Raw genomic sequence first — 19,385 nt, 5'->3', positions numbered from 1 at the left:
ATTCGTGGCCTATCATGGGAGAAAAACATGGCGTTTACATACGGTGGGAAATTCGAAAAGCACATTAACGAGTTGTATCGCCCGGAAAATATCGCGGATACCGCCCGGAAATTCAAAGAGTTTGAAAGCAAGAACGGGACGTATACCTTCGGCGACAATTTCACGAAAACGCTCGTCCCGAGGCCGGAAGACTGGGCCGACAATTCCGGATCGACCGGTGGATACAATACGTGGGAGAAGAATTCGGGCGGAATGCCGGAGTCGATCCGCAAGCAAATCACGGAAGTCATTTCCGCCAATCTAAGATCCGACCATCCGGTGCCGCTGGTGCTCAAAGTCGGCGAAAGTGTCGATGCGTCCCACGAATTGATCATCAAGGCGTTTGCGCATAAGGGCCGGATCTACATCGGTCTGCACATTCTGTGTCCTAATTCGGCGCTGACCTAGCGGCCAGACAGCCGACTACTAAGTCGAGAGGTCAGTGAGGCTGTGAGGTCTTGCTGGCCTGTTGCGATCGGTACCGAGCTATTTCCGTGTGGCGGGACTGGCTTACGGGTTCAGGCCGCCCATGCGGTGCTGCTTTCGCGGATCAGGGGGCGGGCCGGGCCGCCCGAAGCTGTTATCGTATTGATCCGGGAACGTATGTTGCTGCGGCAACCGGCGCTTGGGCTGGTCTACCGCACGTGCTGATCGCGGGTCCGGCGGTTACCGAAGCGTCAAAAACCGGGCATCATTTTTATGCATTAGTCGCCAAATCGACGCAGTCGCGTGCTTTCCGGTTGAAAAGCCGACCGGCGTTCATTACGGAAGGACTGCATCCGCTGCAGTTTTCCGGTGGAATTTCCTTGGAGCTTGACTGGCGTGCCTCAACAAAGGACAGGCGAAGCTCACGGATTCACGAGCAGCAAACTGTCGGTCCTGCGCAAGCATCCGATCTTTGCCGATCTCGAACCCGAAGCGTTCGACCAGCTCTGCCGCTACGCCAGGCACGTGACGCTGAAGCGGGGCGGCACGCTGTTCTCCAAGGGCGATCCCGGCAACAGCCTGTACGCGGTGATCTCGGGCACGGTGAAGATGAGCGTCTCTTCGCCCGACGGCCGCAATGCCATCCTCAACATCATCGGGCCCGGCGAGATTTTCGGCGAAATGGCGCTGCTGACCGGGCACGCGCGATCCGCCGACGCCATAGCCAACTCCAGTTGCGAGCTGTTTATCATCGACCGGCGCGAGTTCATCCCGTTCGTGAAAAGCCAGCCGACGCTGGCAATGAAGTTCATCGAACTGCTGTGCGAGCGGTTGCGCCAGACCAGCGATCAGGTCGAACAGATCATTCTGCAGAATTTGCCGGGACGACTGGCCAGCGCGCTGCTGCGCCTGACCGAGAAGCACAAGCTCGAACCGCAAGGTCGAACCATTGCGATTACCCAGCAGGAAATCAGCGAAATGGTCGGCATGACGCGGGAGAGCATCAACAAGCAGCTGCGCGCCTGGGCCGCGCGCGACTGGGTTCGCCTGGAGCACGGCGCCATCGTGGTGCTCAATGCCGAGACGCTTCGCGAACTGGCTGAAGCCGGTCCGGGCGGTGACGGCGGCTAGCTAGTTCTTCGTAGCTACAATTTCGATCTCTACCAGCATCGCCGGGTGCACCAAATCGCAAATGACGAGCGTGGACGCTGGGCGTACCTCGCCCATCACTTCCAGGAAAACGGCGCGATACGCGGAAACGTAATTTCGATCGACAACATAACCGGTGACCTTAACCACGTCGGTCAACGTCATTCCGGCCTCATTGAGCAGGACCTCGATTTGCGTCCAGGCCTTCCGCGCCTGGATTTCGAAGTCTCCGGTCACGTCGCCCTGACCGGCGACGTAGAGTGTGGGACCGGGAACCTCAACCAAGACCGCTTGACTGAAGTGTGCGAAGCGCCTGGCACCCTCCGGATCGAGCTTTCGTACCGCCACTGCACGCTCCTGTTTGCACACAAAAGGGCGCCCGCCGGCCATGTTTGGCTCGATCGCATCCCCGCAGACTAACGAATTACCTAGGGTAGGCTCAGTAGACAAGTCGAGACATTCTTGAACCCGCACTTGACATTTTTCATCGTCCCATTCGTTCGTCTGAGAGACCGGGGACATGCGCTATTCCAGATTGACCGTCGACGGGTCATGTTCTTACAGAATCAAGCCGCCGTTTCGACCTCCCTGCACGTTGGTCCGGGAAAATTCGGACTGCTACGTCGTCAAGGACACCAACGTGCGTAACCTTGGCGTGGCTTTATTGCCTCGACGACGCGCAGCGCTACAGTTTCGGCGTTGGCAAGCTTTCGTCGGATGAAGCGCGCCGGACTAGCCGCCACCATCAAGGCACGATGGATTTGCGAACAGGCGCATCAGCAGTTGAAAGAAAAACTCGGACTTGATCACTTCGAGGGACGATCCTGGCAAGGTCTTCATCGTCACGCATTGATGACCATGATCGCCTACGCCTTCCTGCAACATCGTCACCTCACACAAGTGGGGCGAAAAAAGAATCAACGGACCGCCGCCTCAGCCTAGCCTGCCGGCCGTACGCCACGCCATCGTCGATCTCATTCTTCGACCACTATCTCAGCAATGCCCACACTGCCGAAGACGAAGCCGTGAAAAACAGTGGCGTGGGTAAATCTGCCAAAGTAGTGCTAGGGCGTGGACTCATAAGCGCGTAGCCAAATCCGAATGGCTGCGAGCTTGATGAAGGCAAGGTAGTTTGCGGCGAGTTTGTCATACCGGGTAGCGACGCGCCGGCATTGCTTGATCCTGTTGAAGAAGCGCTCCACCAAATTGCGAAACGAACCGGTTGTAGCAGGTCGTGTAAGGCCCAAAGCTCTCCGGCAGATCGCGCCATGGTGCGCCTGACCGCAATATCCAGAAGATGCCGTTGAGGACACGTCGGTCGTTGACCCCCGGCACGCCGCGCGGCTTGTTCGGAAGGAACGGCCTGATGGCAGTCCACTCAAAGTCCGTGAGTTCGCATCTCATGATTCGAGGCCCCGGTTCGGGAGCTTGAATCACGCTTATCTCGGTGTTCGCACGCCGAATTGCAGGTCTGAGATGGGCCGGATAGCGGACATACTGCAGATATGTCAAAAACGACGCGAATGACCCACCTCGGACATCAGGTGGCTGACTGCGGGCGAATGTCACGCGCGAAGCGTCAGCCGTTGAAACGGATTAACCAAGGAGCCTCTTTCATCCACAATTCGACAGCATTTTCTGGAGTATTGCCTCGACCGTGTGCGGCCAAATCCCAAGTTCAACAAATCCAGGCATCTCAGGCGATGACACGGTGTCGATTTGCATCAGTTCCACTTGATTGCGCGTGAGGAGCGGGCTTGGGAACATTTCGGAGGCCCTTGCGAGTGCATTCCAAACGGCAAATGGAATTGGAATCAGTCGGGGCGCAAGTCCTGCCTGGTGCGCAACAACTCCAAGAAACTCTTCGTAAGAGTAGACGCGCGGGCCGCCGAACTCGAAGATCGTTGAAGGCGTCTCCGCTCGCTGCATGATCCGGCCAATCGCCTCCGCAACATCCTCCACATAGGCCGGCTGCAATCTGGTCAGGCCGCGGCCGAACATCGGATAGATCGGAAGCTGGCGAAGGAGCTTGAGGATGGTGGTGAGAAACGCGTCGTCCGGTCCGAACATCACCGCCGGGCGGACGAAAAGTGCATCGCCGAAGGCGGCCCGGACCGCCAGTTCGCCTTCTCCGCGCTTTCGGATGTACCGTGATTGTGAGGCGGCGTCGGCGCCGATTCCTGAAATGTGAATGAGACGATCGACACCGGCACGGAGTGCTTGAGCCGCTACCCGTTGGGCAGCCTCGACGTGAACGGAATGAAACGTCTCCTCTCCGTGCTCGACGTAAAGGCTAACCGCATTTACAACGCCGTAGGCGCCGGCAAGCGCATCCGCGACTGACCGTTCGTCGTGAATGTCGGCCCATACGGATTGGAGCTGCGGATCATCGGGACCAAACAGTCTGTGCTCCCGATCCGGATGCCTTGATGCGGTACGAACAGGAAATCCGTGAGAGCGCAAATACCGAACGATGCGGCGGCCGAGAAAGCCGGTTCCGCCGAACACGGTGACGGTGCGATCGTTCGTTGCCACCATGATTCAATTCGCCAATTCATGTGGAATCGAACGGTCCTCCGGATGCGGCGGCACCCGCCACTAGCTATTGATTCTTTGCCGGCGCGCCCGGAAGCACGGCTGCCACACCTTTCGGATTGATGTTGAAGGCCAGGAATATCAAGGGCTCGTTGCCTGGGTTTCCCCATTGGTGCACGAGGGCGTACGGTTCATAGATCAGGGAACCTGGTCCTCTTGCTTCCGTCTTGCCGTCGACCGTGTTCGCGCCGGTGCCGGAGATGATAAAGTATAGAGCTGCGCCTGACCGATGGTGCGGCGGGTTGGAGGGCATCTGTGCCGGAAATGTGACTCGTGTGAGATTGAGATCATAACCGCCTGGCTTCAGGTCGAGGATTGGAGTCGAAGTGCGATATAGCTCTCTCACTGCGGCAGGCGCCGTCTCGACAGGCCGACCCAAGTCCACTGCCGGGACAAGGAAGAAGTGGAGGAAAGTCGATGGCCCTCTGCTGCCTGCCGTCAGCGCCGCGGTCTTTCCGCCGGCGACGAACAGCCCCTCTCCGCCGTTGAGCATTTTGGCTTCGCCATCGAGCGCGACCTCGGTCGATCCGGACATCTGGTAGAGGATGCCGTTGGCCGCGGAGACGTCGCTCTTCTCGTCCGGCTGAAGAGTGACGCTCACCGCTTTGAAATGGAGCGGTACGTCGGTGACGGTCGGCAGTGTGGTTGCGGCGACCACTGTTCGTGTAATTGCCGGTGCAGCGGGGGTTGTTTGTGCGGTCGCCGAGGCGGGAAGCGCCATCGCGCCGAGCAACAGAAGTCCGGTTGTCCTGAAGTGCATGATTGCCTCCCAGGTTCAGCGGATAATCGGAGCACCATACACTCTCCAGGCGCCTCTTGGAATGGCAGGCCGCTCCGAGCTGCTACTGGACGGAAACCGGGAGCAAAGGCTGAGCGAAGCTGAGTTCGTGGCCGTCGGGGTCATTGAGGTGGAAGAAGCGCTCACCCCATTCGGCGTCGTGAGGCACGGTGGCTTGCTGATATCCCGCTGCGAGCGCACGGTCGTAAAGTGCGTCAACATCGGCGACGTAAAAAATTACCCGCCCCCACCAGGACCAGCGCCGCTCGGCAGGCTGGGCGATGAGATTGAGATAGCTCGTCCCTGCTTGAAAGCTGGTGAATGAAGACTCTTCGCCGCCATACAGGACCTCGAACCCTAGCGCGCGGTAGAACCGGACAGCTCGTGGCATTTCGTGGGTGCCGAGTGTGACCGCGCTGATCCCCTCGATCATGGGCAGAACTCTCCCGTTTCATTTTCCCCGCCGTTGCCAGGCCCCGGACTGGCAATTGGCGGCGGACGCTCACCGCATCGGGCGGGAGTTTCCGGTTTCGCAATTTCCGCGAGGCGCTTACCTTCCTTCCAAATATCTGCGAATTAACTCGCGTTTGAGACCCCAGGCGGCGCATAATTAAACAATCACCGCTCCGCCTCCTAGGCATTACCGGTGACAGAGAGTGTTGCGCTCCCGCCTGTTCGAGGGAAGCATCATGCCCCCATCTCAACGCCTGTCGTCCGTCATTCCATTCGCTGCAATTGAGCGCCCCGCTTGTCCGAAGTGCAAGGCCCATATGATGCTCGTCAGCATCGAGCCAGCACGCGCCCGGGGCGTCGACTTGCATACGTTTGAATGCGCTGTCTGCAATCAGGTACTTACGACCTTTGCCGCGTTTGAAGACCCCATGAAGTCCAAGGCCCTTGGACGCTGGCTTCAAGGCGATTTGCACCGACGGAATTAAGGCCCGCCGGCGTCAACCGGCGGGTCGGGCGGCGCGGGACTAGCTCGCGCCCTCGTTGTCAGATCTCCTCGGTTTCAGCCTCCGGCTGGCTGCGGTAGGCGTCTCGGAGCCACAGGCGATTGGGGAGACCGTCCGCGCTATACGCGCGCGAGCCGCCGGGCTACCCCAGCGGCTCAAGCGTTGCGTAGCGATGTGGTGCGACGCGCAGCGTCGCGTGGCGGAACGTTGCGATGCGCCGAAGCGCGTCGCGTTGCCTGCCGTGATGTCGATAAGTCCTACGCGTCTCATCGACGACTCCAACATGGTGCAGTCGCGAGGCGACTTCAAGACAGCGCTGCTGCCATAAACGCCATCTCTTTATGATGCCATCTTTTCATGACCGTGCCTAAGAAGGCCGCAACTGCCGCAACGAGATGTAAGTAACAAAACCATGCAATAGAGACGCGTCGTTTTTCGATTGCGATGCCTGCCTCGTCCGAGCCGGTCATCCTCATCAGCGCCGACCTATTCAAGGAGTGAAGAGCTTTCGCCTGCTGCCGGGAAGGGTGAACGCTCAACATCAGGAGCATCGGAACTTCCTGAAAGCAATTGAATGCGATGTCGTAGCCCAGCAAGCGTTGGTGTCGCGCGCAGTTGGTGGCGGCGTCGCGCCTAATTTGGACAGCGTTCCTAACAGGCTTACTGCGTGAGATAGTTGCCCAAGAGCGGTTGCAGCCTCTAAATAATCTGGATGACGGCGGGACGATCACACAAAAGACCCGGCTAGGCGCGAGAGGTGAACGGGCGATGCTGGGTTGGCTACGGAAAACGAAGGTCCCGCTTGGACCGCAACAGGTCAACTGAAGCCTCTAGCAACGCAAAAAGCCGGCGCTACGAAAATCGCAAAGGCATTGATTCGCACTCCGGGTGCGACAACAGTAAAAGCGCATATGCATATGTTGGACGTGTCGCTTAGCACGAGGGGTAACTGAAGGCAAAGGTCGCGATAATCAGCAGGTGGTCTGCCACATCTGAACTGAACGGCTTTCTTTTTGATTTGCCGGAACGAACCTCCGTATGCTCGGTTGTCATATGTTCCCGACCATTAAGGAGACGGGATGACAAACAGAATGATCCCAACAAGTATGGTCAGCAGAATCGACAGGGCGATTAATCCGCTAAGTCCGGCCAGAACCCGCATCAGACGCCTGGCCAACAGACGCAAAATCCAAACCAGAGCGGCTAGCAGAGCGGCGGCTAACAAAGAGATCCGCAACGCCAATGGAAACGAGATGCTCGCTTCGACGGGAATGGCATGAAAAGTCTCTTGTCTGTGCTCGGCGCAAAGGCTGACCGTATTTGCAACGCCGTAAGCGTAGGCAAGCCAGACGGCATCCCGGCCTGTGCCCGTCTTGATGACTGCTTGCCGCCCAACTAACCGCTTGAGCGATGTCAGTGCCATGCTGGTGACGGCTTCCCCAGCTTGTCGTCGTCTTCCTCGATCGTTCCGGCAGACAATACGTGCGCGACACTTCCTATTCTCCATTCTTAAGCGCACGATGCGCTTCGGTCCATGCCCTCAGAGGAGGTAGCTATGGAACATCAATTTTTCATTCGCCAGCAAAACCTTAAGCTCTATCGCAGTCTCGTGGCTGCATCGGAGGCGGCGGCAGCGAAAGCTGACGCGCGGCAGGAGAAGCTTTTAAAGCTACTGGCAGAGGAAGTAGCGAACGAACCGCTGCCCAGAAAGAACTAAGGCGCTTGATGTCGGCGTGAGTGGCTTAACCTGTCAAAAACAATTAGGAGCGGCTACGGCGAAAGATCCATCTCTAGTGGCGGCCTTTGGTTTGCGGTCTTTCTGGACTTCGGCAATTCGCGGCATTGCCGAACATACAGGAGTTGAAAAAGTCGAAAATTGAACGACCAGGAAAATCTCGCGAAAGGCGTTGCGCTTCTATCGAGGAGGGCAGTGATTAGATAGGGAGGGGACAACCCAAGGAGTTGCCATGAAAAAACCTCTGACGATACCGGACGAGCCGCAACCCCGCAACATCACACGCGCTGACCTTGTGATGACCGAGGGCTTTGGCTTGGAAGTCGATGGCCGGATGAAGACGGTATTTCCAACACTTGAAGCGGCGCAGAAAAGGGCGAGGGATCTCAAAGCCGAGTTTCCGATGCTCCAAGTCAAGGTGTACGACGCTGCGGAAAAGAAGTTGCTGGAATTGTCGCCGACTGAATGATGCTATAAGACCATAAAAATTCACCAGATTATCCGACCAGCGGAAGCGAACGTCGTCGGCTTTTAGCCTGCGCAACGGTGAGACGAGGCCGCGGCGATGACTGACAAGCATCCAAACGCCGTAGCGACATAATGCGATCCTCTCATTAGGTCGCCTCATTTGGCGGCCTCATTTCATTTCCAGCTAATCGCGCCATGCCTATTGGCACTTTCCGGACTCGAGGCGATGTCCGATTTGGGTCTGCAATACGCCGGATAGCGGACATGGGTCGAGCTTGCTCACGAACCTCGATTTATGATGGGTATACGCCCTAGCGAGGCGAGCGGCGCATCTCACAAGGCGGTAAAATTTTGAAGACGTGTGAAGCATTTCACACGGCTCATGCGCGCGGGGCTGTAAGGCAGGCTCCGGGGACCAATGCGTATGATGGAGGCGTCCATGCACGGCTCGTTCGACAAGCGGCCCCGCGACGGCCAGAGCGCTTATCGCAACTGGAATATGAAGCTGATTGCCCTGCCCATCCTTGGCGCGGTCGCGCTGATCGCGTTTGTCGTCAGCCACCCCGGAGCATCCAAATTGATATCGGACGCGGCCCAGGCCGAGTTTGTCGGCACAGAGTTCGTGCCGGATCTGCCGCCGCCGACGCAACTGGCCCAGCCGAGTAACCAGATTCGGACCGTCAAGGCTTATTGAGAGGTCGCAGACCGGCGCCGCGGTTGGTCGCGAACCCGGCGCCATTGTGCATCTACATATCGAACACCGCCACGGCGCGAATCGGCGAGGCGGTGCCGCCGCGCCACTTCATCGGCAGGCCGATGAAGGTGAACTGGCCCTTGCCGAGCAGTGCTTCGAGATTGCACAGGCTCTCGATATGGGTGATGTCGAGGTCGAGGCAGGCCTTGTGAACCAGCGCGTTGACGTCGCCTTCAGGGCCGGGCCGCATCGAATCGATGCCGAAATGCACGACACCTTGTCGGGCCAGCCATTCGGTGGCGGCGACGTTCACGCCCGAATTATCGCTGGAATATTCCTTGCGCGGGAAGGTGCGGGCGTGGTGGCCGGTGCAAAGCAGGACGGTGCCCCCTTTGGGCACCGGCACGCCGGCCTTGGTCACCGCCGCCTCGAGATCGGCGGGCGCAATCTCGGCGCGCGGCGCGATGTGACGCAGGTCAACGCAGATGCCCGGCACGATGCACTTTTCCAGCGGATACTGGTCGATCGAAATGCCTGACTTGCCGAAGTGAAGCGGCGCGTCGATGTGGGTGCCGGCATGGTCGACCATCGAGATGAACATCGACGCCAGCCCGTGCACGTTGCCGGACTCGACAAAGGAATCCTCGTGATTCTTCCAGACGCCGTGCATGACCGGTGGATGACCGGGGTAGCTCGGGGTGCGGTGGTATAGCTCTCGGCTGAGATCGACGATCTTCACGGCGGGGACCCTTTTCGAACAGATGCCCGTCATGCTGGCGTTTTTCTTGCCGCCCGGCAAGATAGAGCGTTTTCGAGCGAAGTGGACACCGGTTCGCATAGCAATCAAGCTTGCGCAGATTGCGTAGACTTATCTGCGGTAGAAAACGCGTCAAAACAGGAATCTAGAGCCCCGTTCCGATTCAATCGGAACGCAAAAGGCTCTAGCCGGTCAGCGCAAGACGTGTCGCGGTAGCCAGAGCGAGATTTCGGGAATGTAGGTGACTAGCATCAGCACCAGGAACATGACGCCGTAGAACGGCCAGATCTTCCGCATCACCTCCTCGATCGTGACCTTGCCGACCGCGCAGCCCACGAACAGGATCGCGCCGACCGGCGGGTGGCAGAGCCCGATGCCGAGGTTGAGCAGCATGATCATGCCGAAATGAACGGGGTCGACGCCGAAGTTCGCCATCACAGGCAGCAGGATCGGCGTCGCAATCAGGATCGACGGCGCCATGTCGACGAGGGTGCCGAGCACCAGGAGCAGGATGTTGATCAGGAACAGGATGACGTATTTATTGCTGGAGATCGACAGGAAGAACGCGGTCATCTTGGCCGGCATCTGCGTCAGCGCCATGATGTAGCCGACGCTGGAAGCACAGGCGATCAACGTCAGCACCATCGCCACGGTGCGCAGCGTCCGATGCAGAAGGACAGGCAGGTCACGCCAGCGATAGTCGCGGTAGACGAACATCGTGACGAAGAACGCCCAGATGCAGGCCACCGCGCCGGCTTCGATCGCCGTGAAGATGCCGCCCAGAATGCCGCCGAGGATGATGACCAGCGTGATGAGGCCCCAGGCGGCGTCGATGATGATCTTGATGGCGTCCTTTGCCGGCACGACCTGGCCGCGCGGATGGTCGTTGCGGTAGGCGATGACGAGACAGAGAATGATCAGCGAGAAACCGAGCAACAGTCCCGGAAAAACCCCGGCCATGAACAGGGCGCTGATCGAAATGGTGCCGCCGGTAGCCAGCGAATACAGCACGGCATTGTGGCTCGGCGGCACCAGCAGCGCCTGGACCGAGGCCGTGATCGTCAGGTTAGTGGCGAATACCCGGGGATAGCCGTTCTTCTCCATCTGCGGAATCATCACCGAGCCGATCGCCGAGGTGTCCGCTACCGCCGAGCCGGAAATGCCGCTCAGGAACGTCGTTGCCAGCACGTTGACGATGGACAGGCCGCCGCGCAGGCGTGTCAGACCGACCAGGACGTCGGCAAACGCGACCAGCCGGCGCGCCATGCCGCCCTCGGCCATGATGGCGCCCGCCAGCACGAAGAATGGAATGGTCAGCATCGCGACCTTGCTGACGCCGTCGGATATTTTCAGCATCACGGCTTCGAGCGGAATGCCGACCGACATTGCGCCGACGATCGCGGCCATCGCCAGCGAATAGGCGATCGGCATGCCGATCAGAAAGCACACCAGCATCGTCGTGAGGAGAATGAAGATGTCCATGGAGGTCCCCCCGCCGTCAGTCGATCGCGATTTCGTGGAGATGACCGATCGGGTCGGGCGGAACACCGAGGAAGATCCGCTCGACGATGAAAAGCAGCAGGCAGACACCGCCGATCGGTATAGGCAGGTAGGTGACGCCGACCGACAGGAACGGAAAATCGGCGATCGTGTTGTACCAGGTCACCTCGACCAGCCGGCCGCCCCAGACGATCATGAAAATCGCGATCAACGCCATCAAAAGCTGAACGACGAGTTCGAGCAGCTTGCGATAGGGATCCGGCAGCTTGTCGGCGAAGTAGCCGACGTTCATGTGCAGGTTGAGCCGGTAGGCGGCCGCAGCGCCAATGAAGGTCACCACGATCGTCAGCAGCACCGCAAGCGGTTCCGGCCAGGAGGCGGCGCTGTTGAGCACGTAGCGCGTGAACACCGCCCAGGGGATGATGGCCGAAATCAGCACCAGCGCCGTGCAGCCGACGACGACGCATGCGAGGTACAGGTAGTCCATCGCCCGGCGAAACGATCCGGCCATTGTTGAAGCCTCCCGGTTACCGGCGTTCGATCAGACCGCCTGGATGCGCTTGATCATGTCCGCGTATTTCGGGCCGTATTTTTCCCACACCGGCTTGACCGCATTCTGGAACGGCGCCTTGTCTGATATTTCGACGATCTCGCAGCCGGCCGCCTTGGCCTTTTCCATCGCCTGCTGTTCGTACTTGTTCCAGAGGTCGCGCTCCTCCAGTTGCGCTTCGCGGGCAAGCTTCTTCACCAGGTTCTGATCCTCAGCTGACAGCGCGGCCCAGCTACGCTTCGAAAACACCATGACCTCGGGAATGATCAGGTGTTCGGTCAGCGAATAATATTTTGCCGCCGTAAAGTGGTTGCTGAAGACATAGCTCGGCATGTTGTTTTCGGCGCCGTCGATGACGCCGGTCTGCAGGGCGCTGAACACCTGGTCGTACCCCATCGCGACGCCGTTGCCGCCGAGCGCATTCATCATGTCGACGAAGATCGGGTTGCCGATGACGCGGAATTTGAGTCCCTTGAGATCCGCGATCGACTTGATCGGGTGCTTGGTGTTGTAGAGGCTGCGCGATCCGGAATTCATCCAGCACAGCGCCACCAGGCCGGCATTGGCATTGGCGGTGATCTTGTCGAGCAGTTCCTGCCCGATCGGGCCGTCCATCATCCGTTCGGCCTGGGCCATGTTCTTGAACAGGAACGGCATGTTGACGACGTTGATCTCGTCGACGATCGGACCGACGGTTCCGGCACTGACGCGCAGGAGCTGGATGGCGCCGATCTGCGTCTGTTCGATGGTTTCCTTCTCGCCGCCCAGTTGCATCGACGGAAACATCTGCACCGAGAGCCGTCCGTTGGTGGCATCAGCGAGTTTCTTGCCCATGTTCTCGGTCGCAGCCACGGTCGGATAACCGGCCGGTTGCACGTCGGACGCCTTGAAAATCGATTTGGCCTGCGCGCGTGCGCCGGACAGCGGTGTTGCGGTCGCGACCGCAGCTCCAAATCCTGCACCGATCTTGATGAAATCGCGGCGTTTCATGTGTTTCCTCCCGATGTTGCTCGTTGTTTTGATTGCTTTTGGAGTTCTAGCGTCGTTCGTCGAAAAACTCCGGATTGATGTGCTGGGTAGCGGAGATGTTGTCGAGGAGACTCGCGAGATGGGCTTCCATCGCCCGCCGCGCGCGTTCGGGATCGTGGGCCTCGATCGCGGTCAGGACGGCCTCGTGTTCGGCGATCACCTTCGGGATCCGACCGGACTGCGGCAAGGTCAGCCGGCGATAGCGATCGACGTGCACCTTCACCTGCTGGATGAATTTCCAGATTCCGGGGTAGCCCGCGACATCCGCGACGGTGGCATGAAACAGTTCGTCGGCCTGATGGAATGTTTCGCTGTCGCCGGCCGCACTTGCCTCGCGTTGCCGCTCCAGCACCGACCGCAACGCCAGGATCTGGCTCGGTGTCGCCCGCTCCGCGGCCAGACGCGCGGTGGTTTCCTCCAGCGACTTGCGAATGATGATGGCTTCCGGCAATGCGTTGATCGGAATGCGCGAGACGAAGATGCCGGACTGGGGATAGATCTCCAGCAGCCCCTCATCAGACAATTTCAGGATTGCTTCGCGGACGGGCGTTCGGCTGACGCCGAATGAAAGCGCGATCTGGGCTTCGGAGATCGCCTCGCCGGGACGGCGCTGCAGCGACACCAGTTCGCTGCGAAGGTCCGAATAGATCCGTGCCGCCGCGGTGGCCGCGCGCGGCCTGCCGCTGCGGCGATTGCCGGCGGCCACTCGGCGCACCGTAGGCGCGGTCTTTTTCGACGTGGGCGCGGGCATGTCTGCTCTCTCAATTGATATATTAGTATATGAATTGGCTTTGGCAAACTCCAAATCGGCTCGCCGATGCTACTTTGCATGGGGTTGTTTTCGCGATTTTGGCTCCGGGCCTTCCGGATGCCGACGTCACTTCCGAGCGCTGATGAAGCCCGCGCGTTCGCGTTGTTCGCGTTGCCCGGCGCCGGTCAACAGGCCGATCAGGGCTGAGGCCTGCGACGGGTGGGCCGCCTTTGTGGTGACACCGGCCGTGTACATGGTCGCGAGTTCGCACCCCGGCGGCAATGATCCGGACAGGACGACGCCGTTGGTTACGATGATTTCGGTCGATTGCGTGCAGCCGATCGGACGCCGCGCGTCGGACGTTGCCAGTTCGCGCATCGCGGTCGCGCCGTTCGGAAAGATTTTTAGCCGCGCGGCGACGGTATCGGCGATACCAAGCCTGGCCAGCACCGAGGCGACGTGAATTCCCGCCGTCGAGGCCTTGGTGTCCGGCACGAAGATCGCGTCCGAAGCCAGGAGAGCCTCGCGCAGTCCGGCTTCATCCCGCGCCGCCACCTTGGGATCGCCGGCGCGGACGGCAAGCGCCGTCTCGACCAAGCCAACATCGGCAATTGAAGTGGCAACGACCAGCTTCTCCTTCGCCAGCGTGGCGAGGAGCGCTGCGGTCAGGATGACAATGTCGGTCGGTGTGCCCTTGCGCAACTTGTCGGCCATGGCGCCGACCGCGCCGAACTCGCCCGCAATGTCGAACCCGGTCTCGGCCTTGAAGGCCGGCATCAGGCTTCCGACCAGGCCTTGCGCCGCGCCGCCGCTCAGGATGTTCAGGTGGTTCATGATGTTGCTTCCATGGCGGCGATAAGGCTGTCGCGGGTGATCGGCAGATGGCGAACCCGCACGCCGAGCGCGTCGAACACGGCGTTGGCGATGGCCGCCGTGACCGGGCCATGCGCGGCTTCCCCGGCGCCGACCGGATCCATCTCCGCGCGCTGGATCAATTCGACGTCGACCTCCGGCACCTCGCTGAAGCGCAGGATCGGATAGTCGGTCCAGCTGGTACTGGTGATGCGTTGCCGGTCGAAGCGCACGCGCTCCTTCAGCACCCAGCTCGTTGCCTGAATGGCGCCGCCTTCGATCTGGTTGATCACCCCGTCGGGATTGATGGCCTCTCCGACATCGGCTGCCAGCGTCAGCTTCCTGACCCGGATATCTTCGCCGCTCTCGATCTCGGCGATCACGGCACAATAAGCGCCAGTGTTCTTGTAGCGGGCAAAGCCGACGCCATGGCCGATGCCGGTCTGTTTCACCGGCTCCCACTTCGCGCGCGCAGCGACAGCCCGAATCACATCCTTTGCGCGTTCATCGCGCAGATGCCGCAGCCGGAAGGCGATCGGGTCCTCGCCGCGCGCGGCGGCGATCTCGTCGAGAAAGCACTCGATCGCAAACACGTTGCCCTGCGCGCCCAGCGTTCTTAGTGCAGAAGTGCGGATCGGCATCGTCGTCAGGCGATGGCTTTCGATCAGCCAGGACGGAAAGTCATACAGCGGAACAGAGTTCCGGTCGGCGCCGCCGCCATTGGCCTGCGGCGGGTTGGTCGAGACCATGCGCGGAAACGGCGTTGCCAGTTCGAACGCCGCCAGCAAGGCAGGCTGAGCCGCGCGCCCCGGCCGCGCCGCATGACCGTTGCTCCAGATCGAATGGCGCCAGTCGACGACCTCGCCCGCGGCATCGAGATCAGCTTCGATTTCGATCGCCATCGCCGCGCCAAACGGCGCATCCGACATCTCGTCATCGCGCGACCACAACACCCGCACCGGCCGGCCGCCGGCGGCCTTGGCGAGCAATACGGCGTCGAGCGCCACGTCATCGGCGGCGTTGTGCCCATAGCAGCCGGCGCCTTCCATGTGTTCGACGGTGATGTTCTCGACCGGCAGTTTGAGCACCAGCGCCAGATCGGCACGCAGGAGATAGACGCCCTGGCTGTGGGTCCAGACATGGACACGGTCGCCGTTCCATTGCGCGATCGCGCAAGATGGCGCGATCGAGGCATGCGCGATATAGGGACGGCTGTATTGCCGCCGGATGGTTTTCGTAGTGGTTCCGCCTGCCGCGGCGGTTCGCTTGTCGATGACGGTCGATTCCGACGGTTGCGCCTTCAGGAACGCGGCCAGATCGTTTTCGTCAGGCAACGGCTCGCCATCCGACCATGTCGCGCTTTTGCGCAACGCCAGAAGCGCATTCTCCGCGCCGTGTTCGGTTTCGCTGACGACGCCGGCAAAACTGCCGTCGCGGACCACGGCGACGAGACCGGCGATCGCGCGGGTACTGTCATCCCCGAGTTCGAGGAGCTTTGCGCGCGCATTGTCCGGGCGCAGAACGCGGCCATGCAACATGCCCGGCAGGGACTGATCGTGGATGAAGCGCGGCCGGCCAAACACCTTGTCGGGAATGTCGATCCGCTGCACCGAATGGCCCGCCAGCGCGCGCTGCGTCGCGATCTTTGGCACAGCGCCCGGCGTGGCGTCGCGATCGAGCGAGACGTCCTCGGCCAATTCCCAATAGCTGGTCCTGATATTGCCGGGCCCCGAAATGGTGCCGTCCTCAACGTCGAGCGCGTCGACCCCGACACCGAGCCGTTCCGAAGCCAGTTGAAGAAAGATCTGGCGAACCTCTGCGCAGGCATGCCGCAGGGCGCGGCCGGACTGCTGGATCGAGAGACTGCCCGAAGTAACACCCTCGTTGGGGCTGGAAGCGGTCGATGCGCGAACCATCTGCACGCGCGATAAATCGATATCGAGTTCGTCGGCCGCGATCTGGGCGAGTGCCGTCACGATGCCCTGGCCGATCTCCACCTTGCCCGGCGAAACCGTCACCTGTCCGGTGCTGGAGAATTTCAGCCACGACGACAATTTCGGATTCGCCGCCAGGCTGACCGGCAGTTTGGGTGGCGGAGAGGGGGCCGGCTGGTTCATCTCGCTGCCATTTCGTCCGCCGCTCGCAACACCGCTCGCACGATACGGTTATGCGAGCCACAGCGGCAGAGGTTGCGGTCGAGTGCTTCCCGGACCTCGCGGCCGGTCGGCGATGGATTTCGCTTCAGCAGTGCGGCCGCACTCATCAGGATGCCGGAAATGCAATAGCCGCATTGCAGCGCCTGCTCGGCGATGAAGGCGCGCTGCAGCGGGTGTGGCTGTTCGGCGGTGCCAAGGCCCTCGATGGTGGTGACGTCCTTGTCCGCCACCGACCATAGCGGCATGTCGCAGGCCGACACCGCGCGGTCGCCAATGATGACGTTGCAGGCGCCGCATTCGCCGGCGCCGCAGCCGAAATGCGGGCCTGTGATGCCGAGCTGCCCGCGCAAGATATCCAGCAGCGATCGATCGGGATCAGCGTCGATCTCCGTCTCGGCGCCATTGAGGCGAAATCGAACGCTCGGCATCGCGGGTGGATCCTGGCTGGCGCCTTGTTATTGCGTCTTCTCGAATTTCTTGACCACTTCAGCCCACTTTACAATATCGCCGCGCAGGAACTTGTCGAACTCTTCGGGGGTCATCGACATCGGAACCGCGCCCTGCTGGGTCCAGAGCTTGACGATATCCGGCCGCTTCACCGCGGCGTTCACCGCCGTGTTGAGCTTGTCGATAACAGGCTTCGGTGTGCCGGCCGGCGCCATCAGGCCGAGCCAGATGGTGGCCTCGTAGCCGGGCACGCCCGCTTCGCTGGCGGTCGGCACATTCGCCAGCACAGCCGAGCGGGCCGAGCCGGTGGTAGCAAGCGCGCGCACTTGATTCTCCGCGATGTTGGGCGCCATCGCCGGAACCGCGTCGATCATCATCTGCACCTGGCCGCCGATCACACCGCTGCGCGCCTCGCCGCTGTTGCGATAGGGCACATGCAGGACATCGATGCCGGCCATGGCTTTAAACAGCTCGCCGGCCATGTGATACGGCGTACCCTGGCCGGACGAGGCGTAATTCAGTTTGCCGGGTTGCGTTTTGGCCAGCGCAATGAATTCCTGCAGCGTCTTTGCAGGCACGGCGGGGTGGACCACGATCACCAGATCCGAATAGTTGACCGATGCGATCGGCGCGAGATCGCGCATCAGCTCGTATTTGCGTTGCGGCACCAGCGATTCATTGGCGGTCTGGGTGTTCGACATCATCAGCAGCGTATAGCCGTCGGGTGGCGCCTTGGCGGCCTCCAGCGTGCCGATCACGCCGCCCGCGCCAGTGCGGTTCTCGACCACGAAGGGTTGGCCGAAACTTTCCTGCAGAATGCTGCCGATCTGGCGGGCGGTGACGTCGGCGGGGCCGCCGGCGCCAAAGGGAACGATCACCCGCACCGGCCGCGATGGATAGTCCTGCGCCAGACTGGACGAGGTGAGAACAACCTGACCTGCGAACAGACCCGTCGCCAGCGCGAATGCCAGCTTTAGCCGAACCATCTCAACCTCCCGAACCCGGCCTGTTTCTGTGTCGGCCGGTTTGCTGACCGACGCTGATGGCCGTGTCTGCTTCTCTGCCGCCGAGTGTAGCGATCCGCGGCACGACCGCTAGCCCCCTCGAATCAGACATTGGTCGTGCCGACGCCGCAATCGGCGGGCGATTTCGCTCATCTGGCAAACAGCTCTCGTCTTAATTTGATGGATTGCATCAAGCAGATTGCAATCATCGGCGTGAGCAGTTCGCGCTTGCCATGGCAACGGCGCGTAGAATCCTTCAGAGTGCAGGAGTGAGTCGAACAAGGATTTGGGCAAGGTCACGAGGAACGCGCCATGAAACTTTACCCCTGCCTGATTGCCGCCTCGATATTCGTCTCCGGCAGTGCTGCGACCCATGCCCAGTCCCTGCCATCGTACATGGCGCCGATTGCCGGCAAGACCGCTGCAACGTCCGCCGATATTGCGACCAAGGATATGTTGGCTCTCAATACCGGCATGTTCGAGCTCTACGGCGATGCCGCGAGGATCTTCCAGGGCAACATCCTCAGCAAGCATCCGGTGATCCTCGCTTTGTTCTCGGGGGCCGGCGGACGGATGATCCTTTACCGGCCGGGAATGGCGCCAATGGACGCGCCGCAGGTGCCGGTGGTCTATCAATTGTTGAAGTCGGTCGGCCACAGCACGATGGCGTTGGCGGAGGTCGTCGGCCCCTACGTCGATAATCCCGACGACAAGTCATGGCGCGGCGCGATGCTCGCCTACCGCAGCCGCATGCAGTCTGCCCTCGATGGGCTCGATGCGACGCCGATGGAGCCCGGATGGCGCGACAACAATCGCACCATCCTGCAAAACAATATCGCCTTCATGGACGAATGCGTCGCCAAGGGCGTGATTCCCTTCGCCACGCTCGAAGCCTTCGGCAAGAAGCAGGCGCCTTATCTGGCCAAGAACGTGGCCTGGGCGGCGCAGACCCAGGTCGCGCACTGGATGACGGTGCTGGCGGGCTGGAAAACCCAACTCGGCGCCGACTGGGACAAGACCTACGCCGCCAGCAACACGATCTATGTCGCCCGCCAGAACAATGTGCTGTTCAGCGTCCTGGCGCAGTTCTTCGGACCCGACGCGATCAACAGCCGCCTGTTGCTGATCGAAACCGTGTCCTTTACGACCACGCCTTCCGACATGCTGGAATCGCTGACCCGCATCATCGCGGATCGTTCGGTCGGCGCGCTGTTCTTCGGCAATTATCACCTGATGGACTACGAGCTGATGGGAGGCGACGCGCGCGCCGCCATCGTCGCGGAAGCCGGCAAGCGCGGCATGACCCCGTTCCTGCCGCCGGTTGTGCCGTTCGGCTCGAAGCAATGGCCGACGCTGGTTACGCCGGGTCCGGGCCCGGCATCGATCGCGGACCTGAAGTAGGTTCCGTCAAAAGGCGGCAGCCGGTCTGAGCCGGTTGCCATCATTCATTGTCAACGTTGGACGTTGTCCTATCTTTTTCCTCGCGAATCAATTTTCAC

21 protein-coding genes and 3 pseudogenes are annotated in these 19,385 nt (G+C 60.7%); 7 read left to right on the top strand and 17 right to left on the bottom strand.

Annotated features, from left to right (window positions below; translation table 11 throughout):
* Positions 1–27 precede the first annotated feature (27 nt).
* Both BLS26_RS08325 and BLS26_RS08320 read left to right on the top strand, forming a co-directional pair.
* A complete protein-coding gene (locus BLS26_RS08325; RefSeq protein ID WP_157676384.1) occupies positions 28–447 on the top strand; it encodes a hypothetical protein in 420 nt (139 codons plus the stop codon).
* Positions 448–861: 414 nt separating this feature from the next.
* On the top strand, positions 862–1,596 hold the full coding sequence (locus tag BLS26_RS08320) for a Crp/Fnr family transcriptional regulator (protein WP_092510059.1): 735 nt from the start codon (positions 862–864) through the stop codon (positions 1,594–1,596).
* Here BLS26_RS08320 and BLS26_RS08315 read toward each other — a convergent pair whose 3' ends face one another.
* Entirely contained in the window at positions 1,597–1,962 is a 366-nt protein-coding gene (locus tag BLS26_RS08315) for a RidA family protein (protein ID WP_157676383.1), read from the bottom strand.
* 384 nt (positions 1,963–2,346) lie between these two features.
* Between BLS26_RS08315 and BLS26_RS08310 the strand changes: the two are divergent.
* Positions 2,347–2,643: pseudogene (locus BLS26_RS08310) on the top strand (transposase); the annotation flags it as partial.
* 35 nt (positions 2,644–2,678) lie between these two features.
* Here the strand turns inward: BLS26_RS08310 and BLS26_RS37180 are convergent.
* The 7 genes and pseudogenes from BLS26_RS37180 to BLS26_RS08280 all read right to left on the bottom strand — a co-directional run.
* Positions 2,679–2,825 (bottom strand): annotated as a pseudogene (locus BLS26_RS37180) (IS5/IS1182 family transposase); the annotation flags it as partial.
* 1 nt (position 2,826) lies between these two features.
* Positions 2,827–3,018, bottom strand: a pseudogene (locus BLS26_RS37175) (transposase); the annotation flags it as partial.
* Between the two features lie 210 nt (positions 3,019–3,228).
* Positions 3,229–4,152 (bottom strand): complex I NDUFA9 subunit family protein, encoded by a 924-nt coding sequence (locus tag BLS26_RS08300; protein ID WP_092510055.1) that lies wholly within the window; start codon positions 4,150–4,152, stop codon positions 3,229–3,231.
* A 64-nt stretch (positions 4,153–4,216) separates the two neighbouring features.
* Positions 4,217–4,969, bottom strand: coding sequence for a cupin domain-containing protein (locus BLS26_RS08295; protein WP_092510053.1), 753 nt, complete (start codon positions 4,967–4,969; stop codon positions 4,217–4,219).
* Between the two features lie 82 nt (positions 4,970–5,051).
* Positions 5,052–5,420 carry a VOC family protein gene (locus tag BLS26_RS08290; RefSeq protein ID WP_074829057.1) on the bottom strand — a complete coding sequence of 123 codons (369 nt, stop codon included), beginning with the start codon at positions 5,418–5,420 and terminating at the stop codon, positions 5,052–5,054.
* Between the two features lie 828 nt (positions 5,421–6,248).
* Positions 6,249–6,494, bottom strand: coding sequence for a hypothetical protein (locus tag BLS26_RS08285; RefSeq protein ID WP_172804504.1), 246 nt, complete (start codon positions 6,492–6,494; stop codon positions 6,249–6,251).
* Positions 6,495–7,009: 515 nt separating this feature from the next.
* Positions 7,010–7,366 (bottom strand): hypothetical protein, encoded by a 357-nt coding sequence (locus BLS26_RS08280; protein ID WP_092510049.1) that lies wholly within the window; start codon positions 7,364–7,366, stop codon positions 7,010–7,012.
* Between the two features lie 132 nt (positions 7,367–7,498).
* Here BLS26_RS08280 and BLS26_RS08275 point away from each other — a divergent pair, with 132 nt between their 5' ends.
* The 3 genes from BLS26_RS08275 to BLS26_RS08265 all read left to right on the top strand — a co-directional run bounded on the left by BLS26_RS08275 (position 7,499) and on the right by BLS26_RS08265 (position 8,840).
* Positions 7,499–7,660, top strand: coding sequence for a hypothetical protein (locus BLS26_RS08275; protein WP_157676382.1), 162 nt, complete (start codon positions 7,499–7,501; stop codon positions 7,658–7,660).
* Between the two features lie 250 nt (positions 7,661–7,910).
* A complete protein-coding gene (locus tag BLS26_RS08270) occupies positions 7,911–8,147 on the top strand; it encodes a hypothetical protein (protein WP_074829064.1) in 237 nt (78 codons plus the stop codon).
* Positions 8,148–8,585: 438 nt separating this feature from the next.
* The gene (locus tag BLS26_RS08265) at positions 8,586–8,840 is read left to right on the top strand and encodes a hypothetical protein (protein WP_157676381.1); all 255 of its coding nucleotides are present in this window, start codon (positions 8,586–8,588) and stop codon (positions 8,838–8,840) included.
* A 52-nt stretch (positions 8,841–8,892) separates the two neighbouring features.
* Here BLS26_RS08265 and BLS26_RS08260 read toward each other — a convergent pair whose 3' ends face one another.
* From BLS26_RS08260 to BLS26_RS08220, 9 genes are all read right to left on the bottom strand, one after another.
* The gene (locus BLS26_RS08260; protein ID WP_157676380.1) at positions 8,893–9,579 is read right to left on the bottom strand and encodes a cyclase family protein; all 687 of its coding nucleotides are present in this window, start codon (positions 9,577–9,579) and stop codon (positions 8,893–8,895) included.
* A 210-nt stretch (positions 9,580–9,789) separates the two neighbouring features.
* Positions 9,790–11,079, bottom strand: a complete 1,290-nt coding sequence (locus BLS26_RS08255; RefSeq protein WP_092510041.1) for a TRAP transporter large permease — start codon at positions 11,077–11,079, stop codon at positions 9,790–9,792.
* Between the two features lie 16 nt (positions 11,080–11,095).
* Complete coding sequence (locus BLS26_RS08250) at positions 11,096–11,608, bottom strand: TRAP transporter small permease (RefSeq protein WP_092510039.1); 513 nt, start codon at positions 11,606–11,608, stop codon at positions 11,096–11,098.
* Positions 11,609–11,638: 30 nt separating this feature from the next.
* Complete coding sequence (locus BLS26_RS08245; protein ID WP_092510037.1) at positions 11,639–12,637, bottom strand: TRAP transporter substrate-binding protein; 999 nt, start codon at positions 12,635–12,637, stop codon at positions 11,639–11,641.
* A 46-nt stretch (positions 12,638–12,683) separates the two neighbouring features.
* On the bottom strand, positions 12,684–13,427 hold the full coding sequence (locus BLS26_RS08240) for a GntR family transcriptional regulator (protein ID WP_092510035.1): 744 nt from the start codon (positions 13,425–13,427) through the stop codon (positions 12,684–12,686).
* 126 nt (positions 13,428–13,553) lie between these two features.
* Complete coding sequence (locus tag BLS26_RS08235; RefSeq protein WP_092510033.1) at positions 13,554–14,261, bottom strand: substrate-binding domain-containing protein; 708 nt, start codon at positions 14,259–14,261, stop codon at positions 13,554–13,556.
* Positions 14,258–16,396, bottom strand: a complete 2,139-nt coding sequence (locus BLS26_RS08230) for a molybdopterin cofactor-binding domain-containing protein (protein WP_092510031.1) — start codon at positions 16,394–16,396, stop codon at positions 14,258–14,260. Before BLS26_RS08230 ends, BLS26_RS08235 begins: the two co-directional genes overlap by 4 nt.
* Positions 16,393–16,863 (bottom strand): (2Fe-2S)-binding protein, encoded by a 471-nt coding sequence (locus tag BLS26_RS08225; protein WP_092510029.1) that lies wholly within the window; start codon positions 16,861–16,863, stop codon positions 16,393–16,395. The genes BLS26_RS08230 and BLS26_RS08225 overlap by 4 nt, the downstream gene beginning before the upstream one ends.
* Positions 16,864–16,890: 27 nt before the next feature.
* Positions 16,891–17,868: a tripartite tricarboxylate transporter substrate binding protein gene (locus tag BLS26_RS08220; RefSeq protein ID WP_092510027.1), complete on the bottom strand. Its 978-nt coding sequence runs from the start codon at positions 17,866–17,868 to the stop codon at positions 16,891–16,893.
* A gap of 330 nt (positions 17,869–18,198) precedes the next feature.
* Here BLS26_RS08220 and BLS26_RS08215 point away from each other — a divergent pair, with 330 nt between their 5' ends.
* Positions 18,199–19,287 carry a hypothetical protein gene (locus BLS26_RS08215; RefSeq protein WP_092510025.1) on the top strand — a complete coding sequence of 363 codons (1,089 nt, stop codon included), beginning with the start codon at positions 18,199–18,201 and terminating at the stop codon, positions 19,285–19,287.
* The last annotated feature ends 98 nt before the right edge of the window (positions 19,288–19,385 follow it).

Origin of the sequence: Afipia sp. GAS231, from assembly GCF_900103365.1 — a bacterium.
Taxonomy (GTDB): domain Bacteria; phylum Pseudomonadota; class Alphaproteobacteria; order Rhizobiales; family Xanthobacteraceae; genus Bradyrhizobium.
The sequence above is the reverse complement of the archived record's forward strand: the minus strand, read 5'-3'. Positions and strand labels throughout refer to the sequence as shown.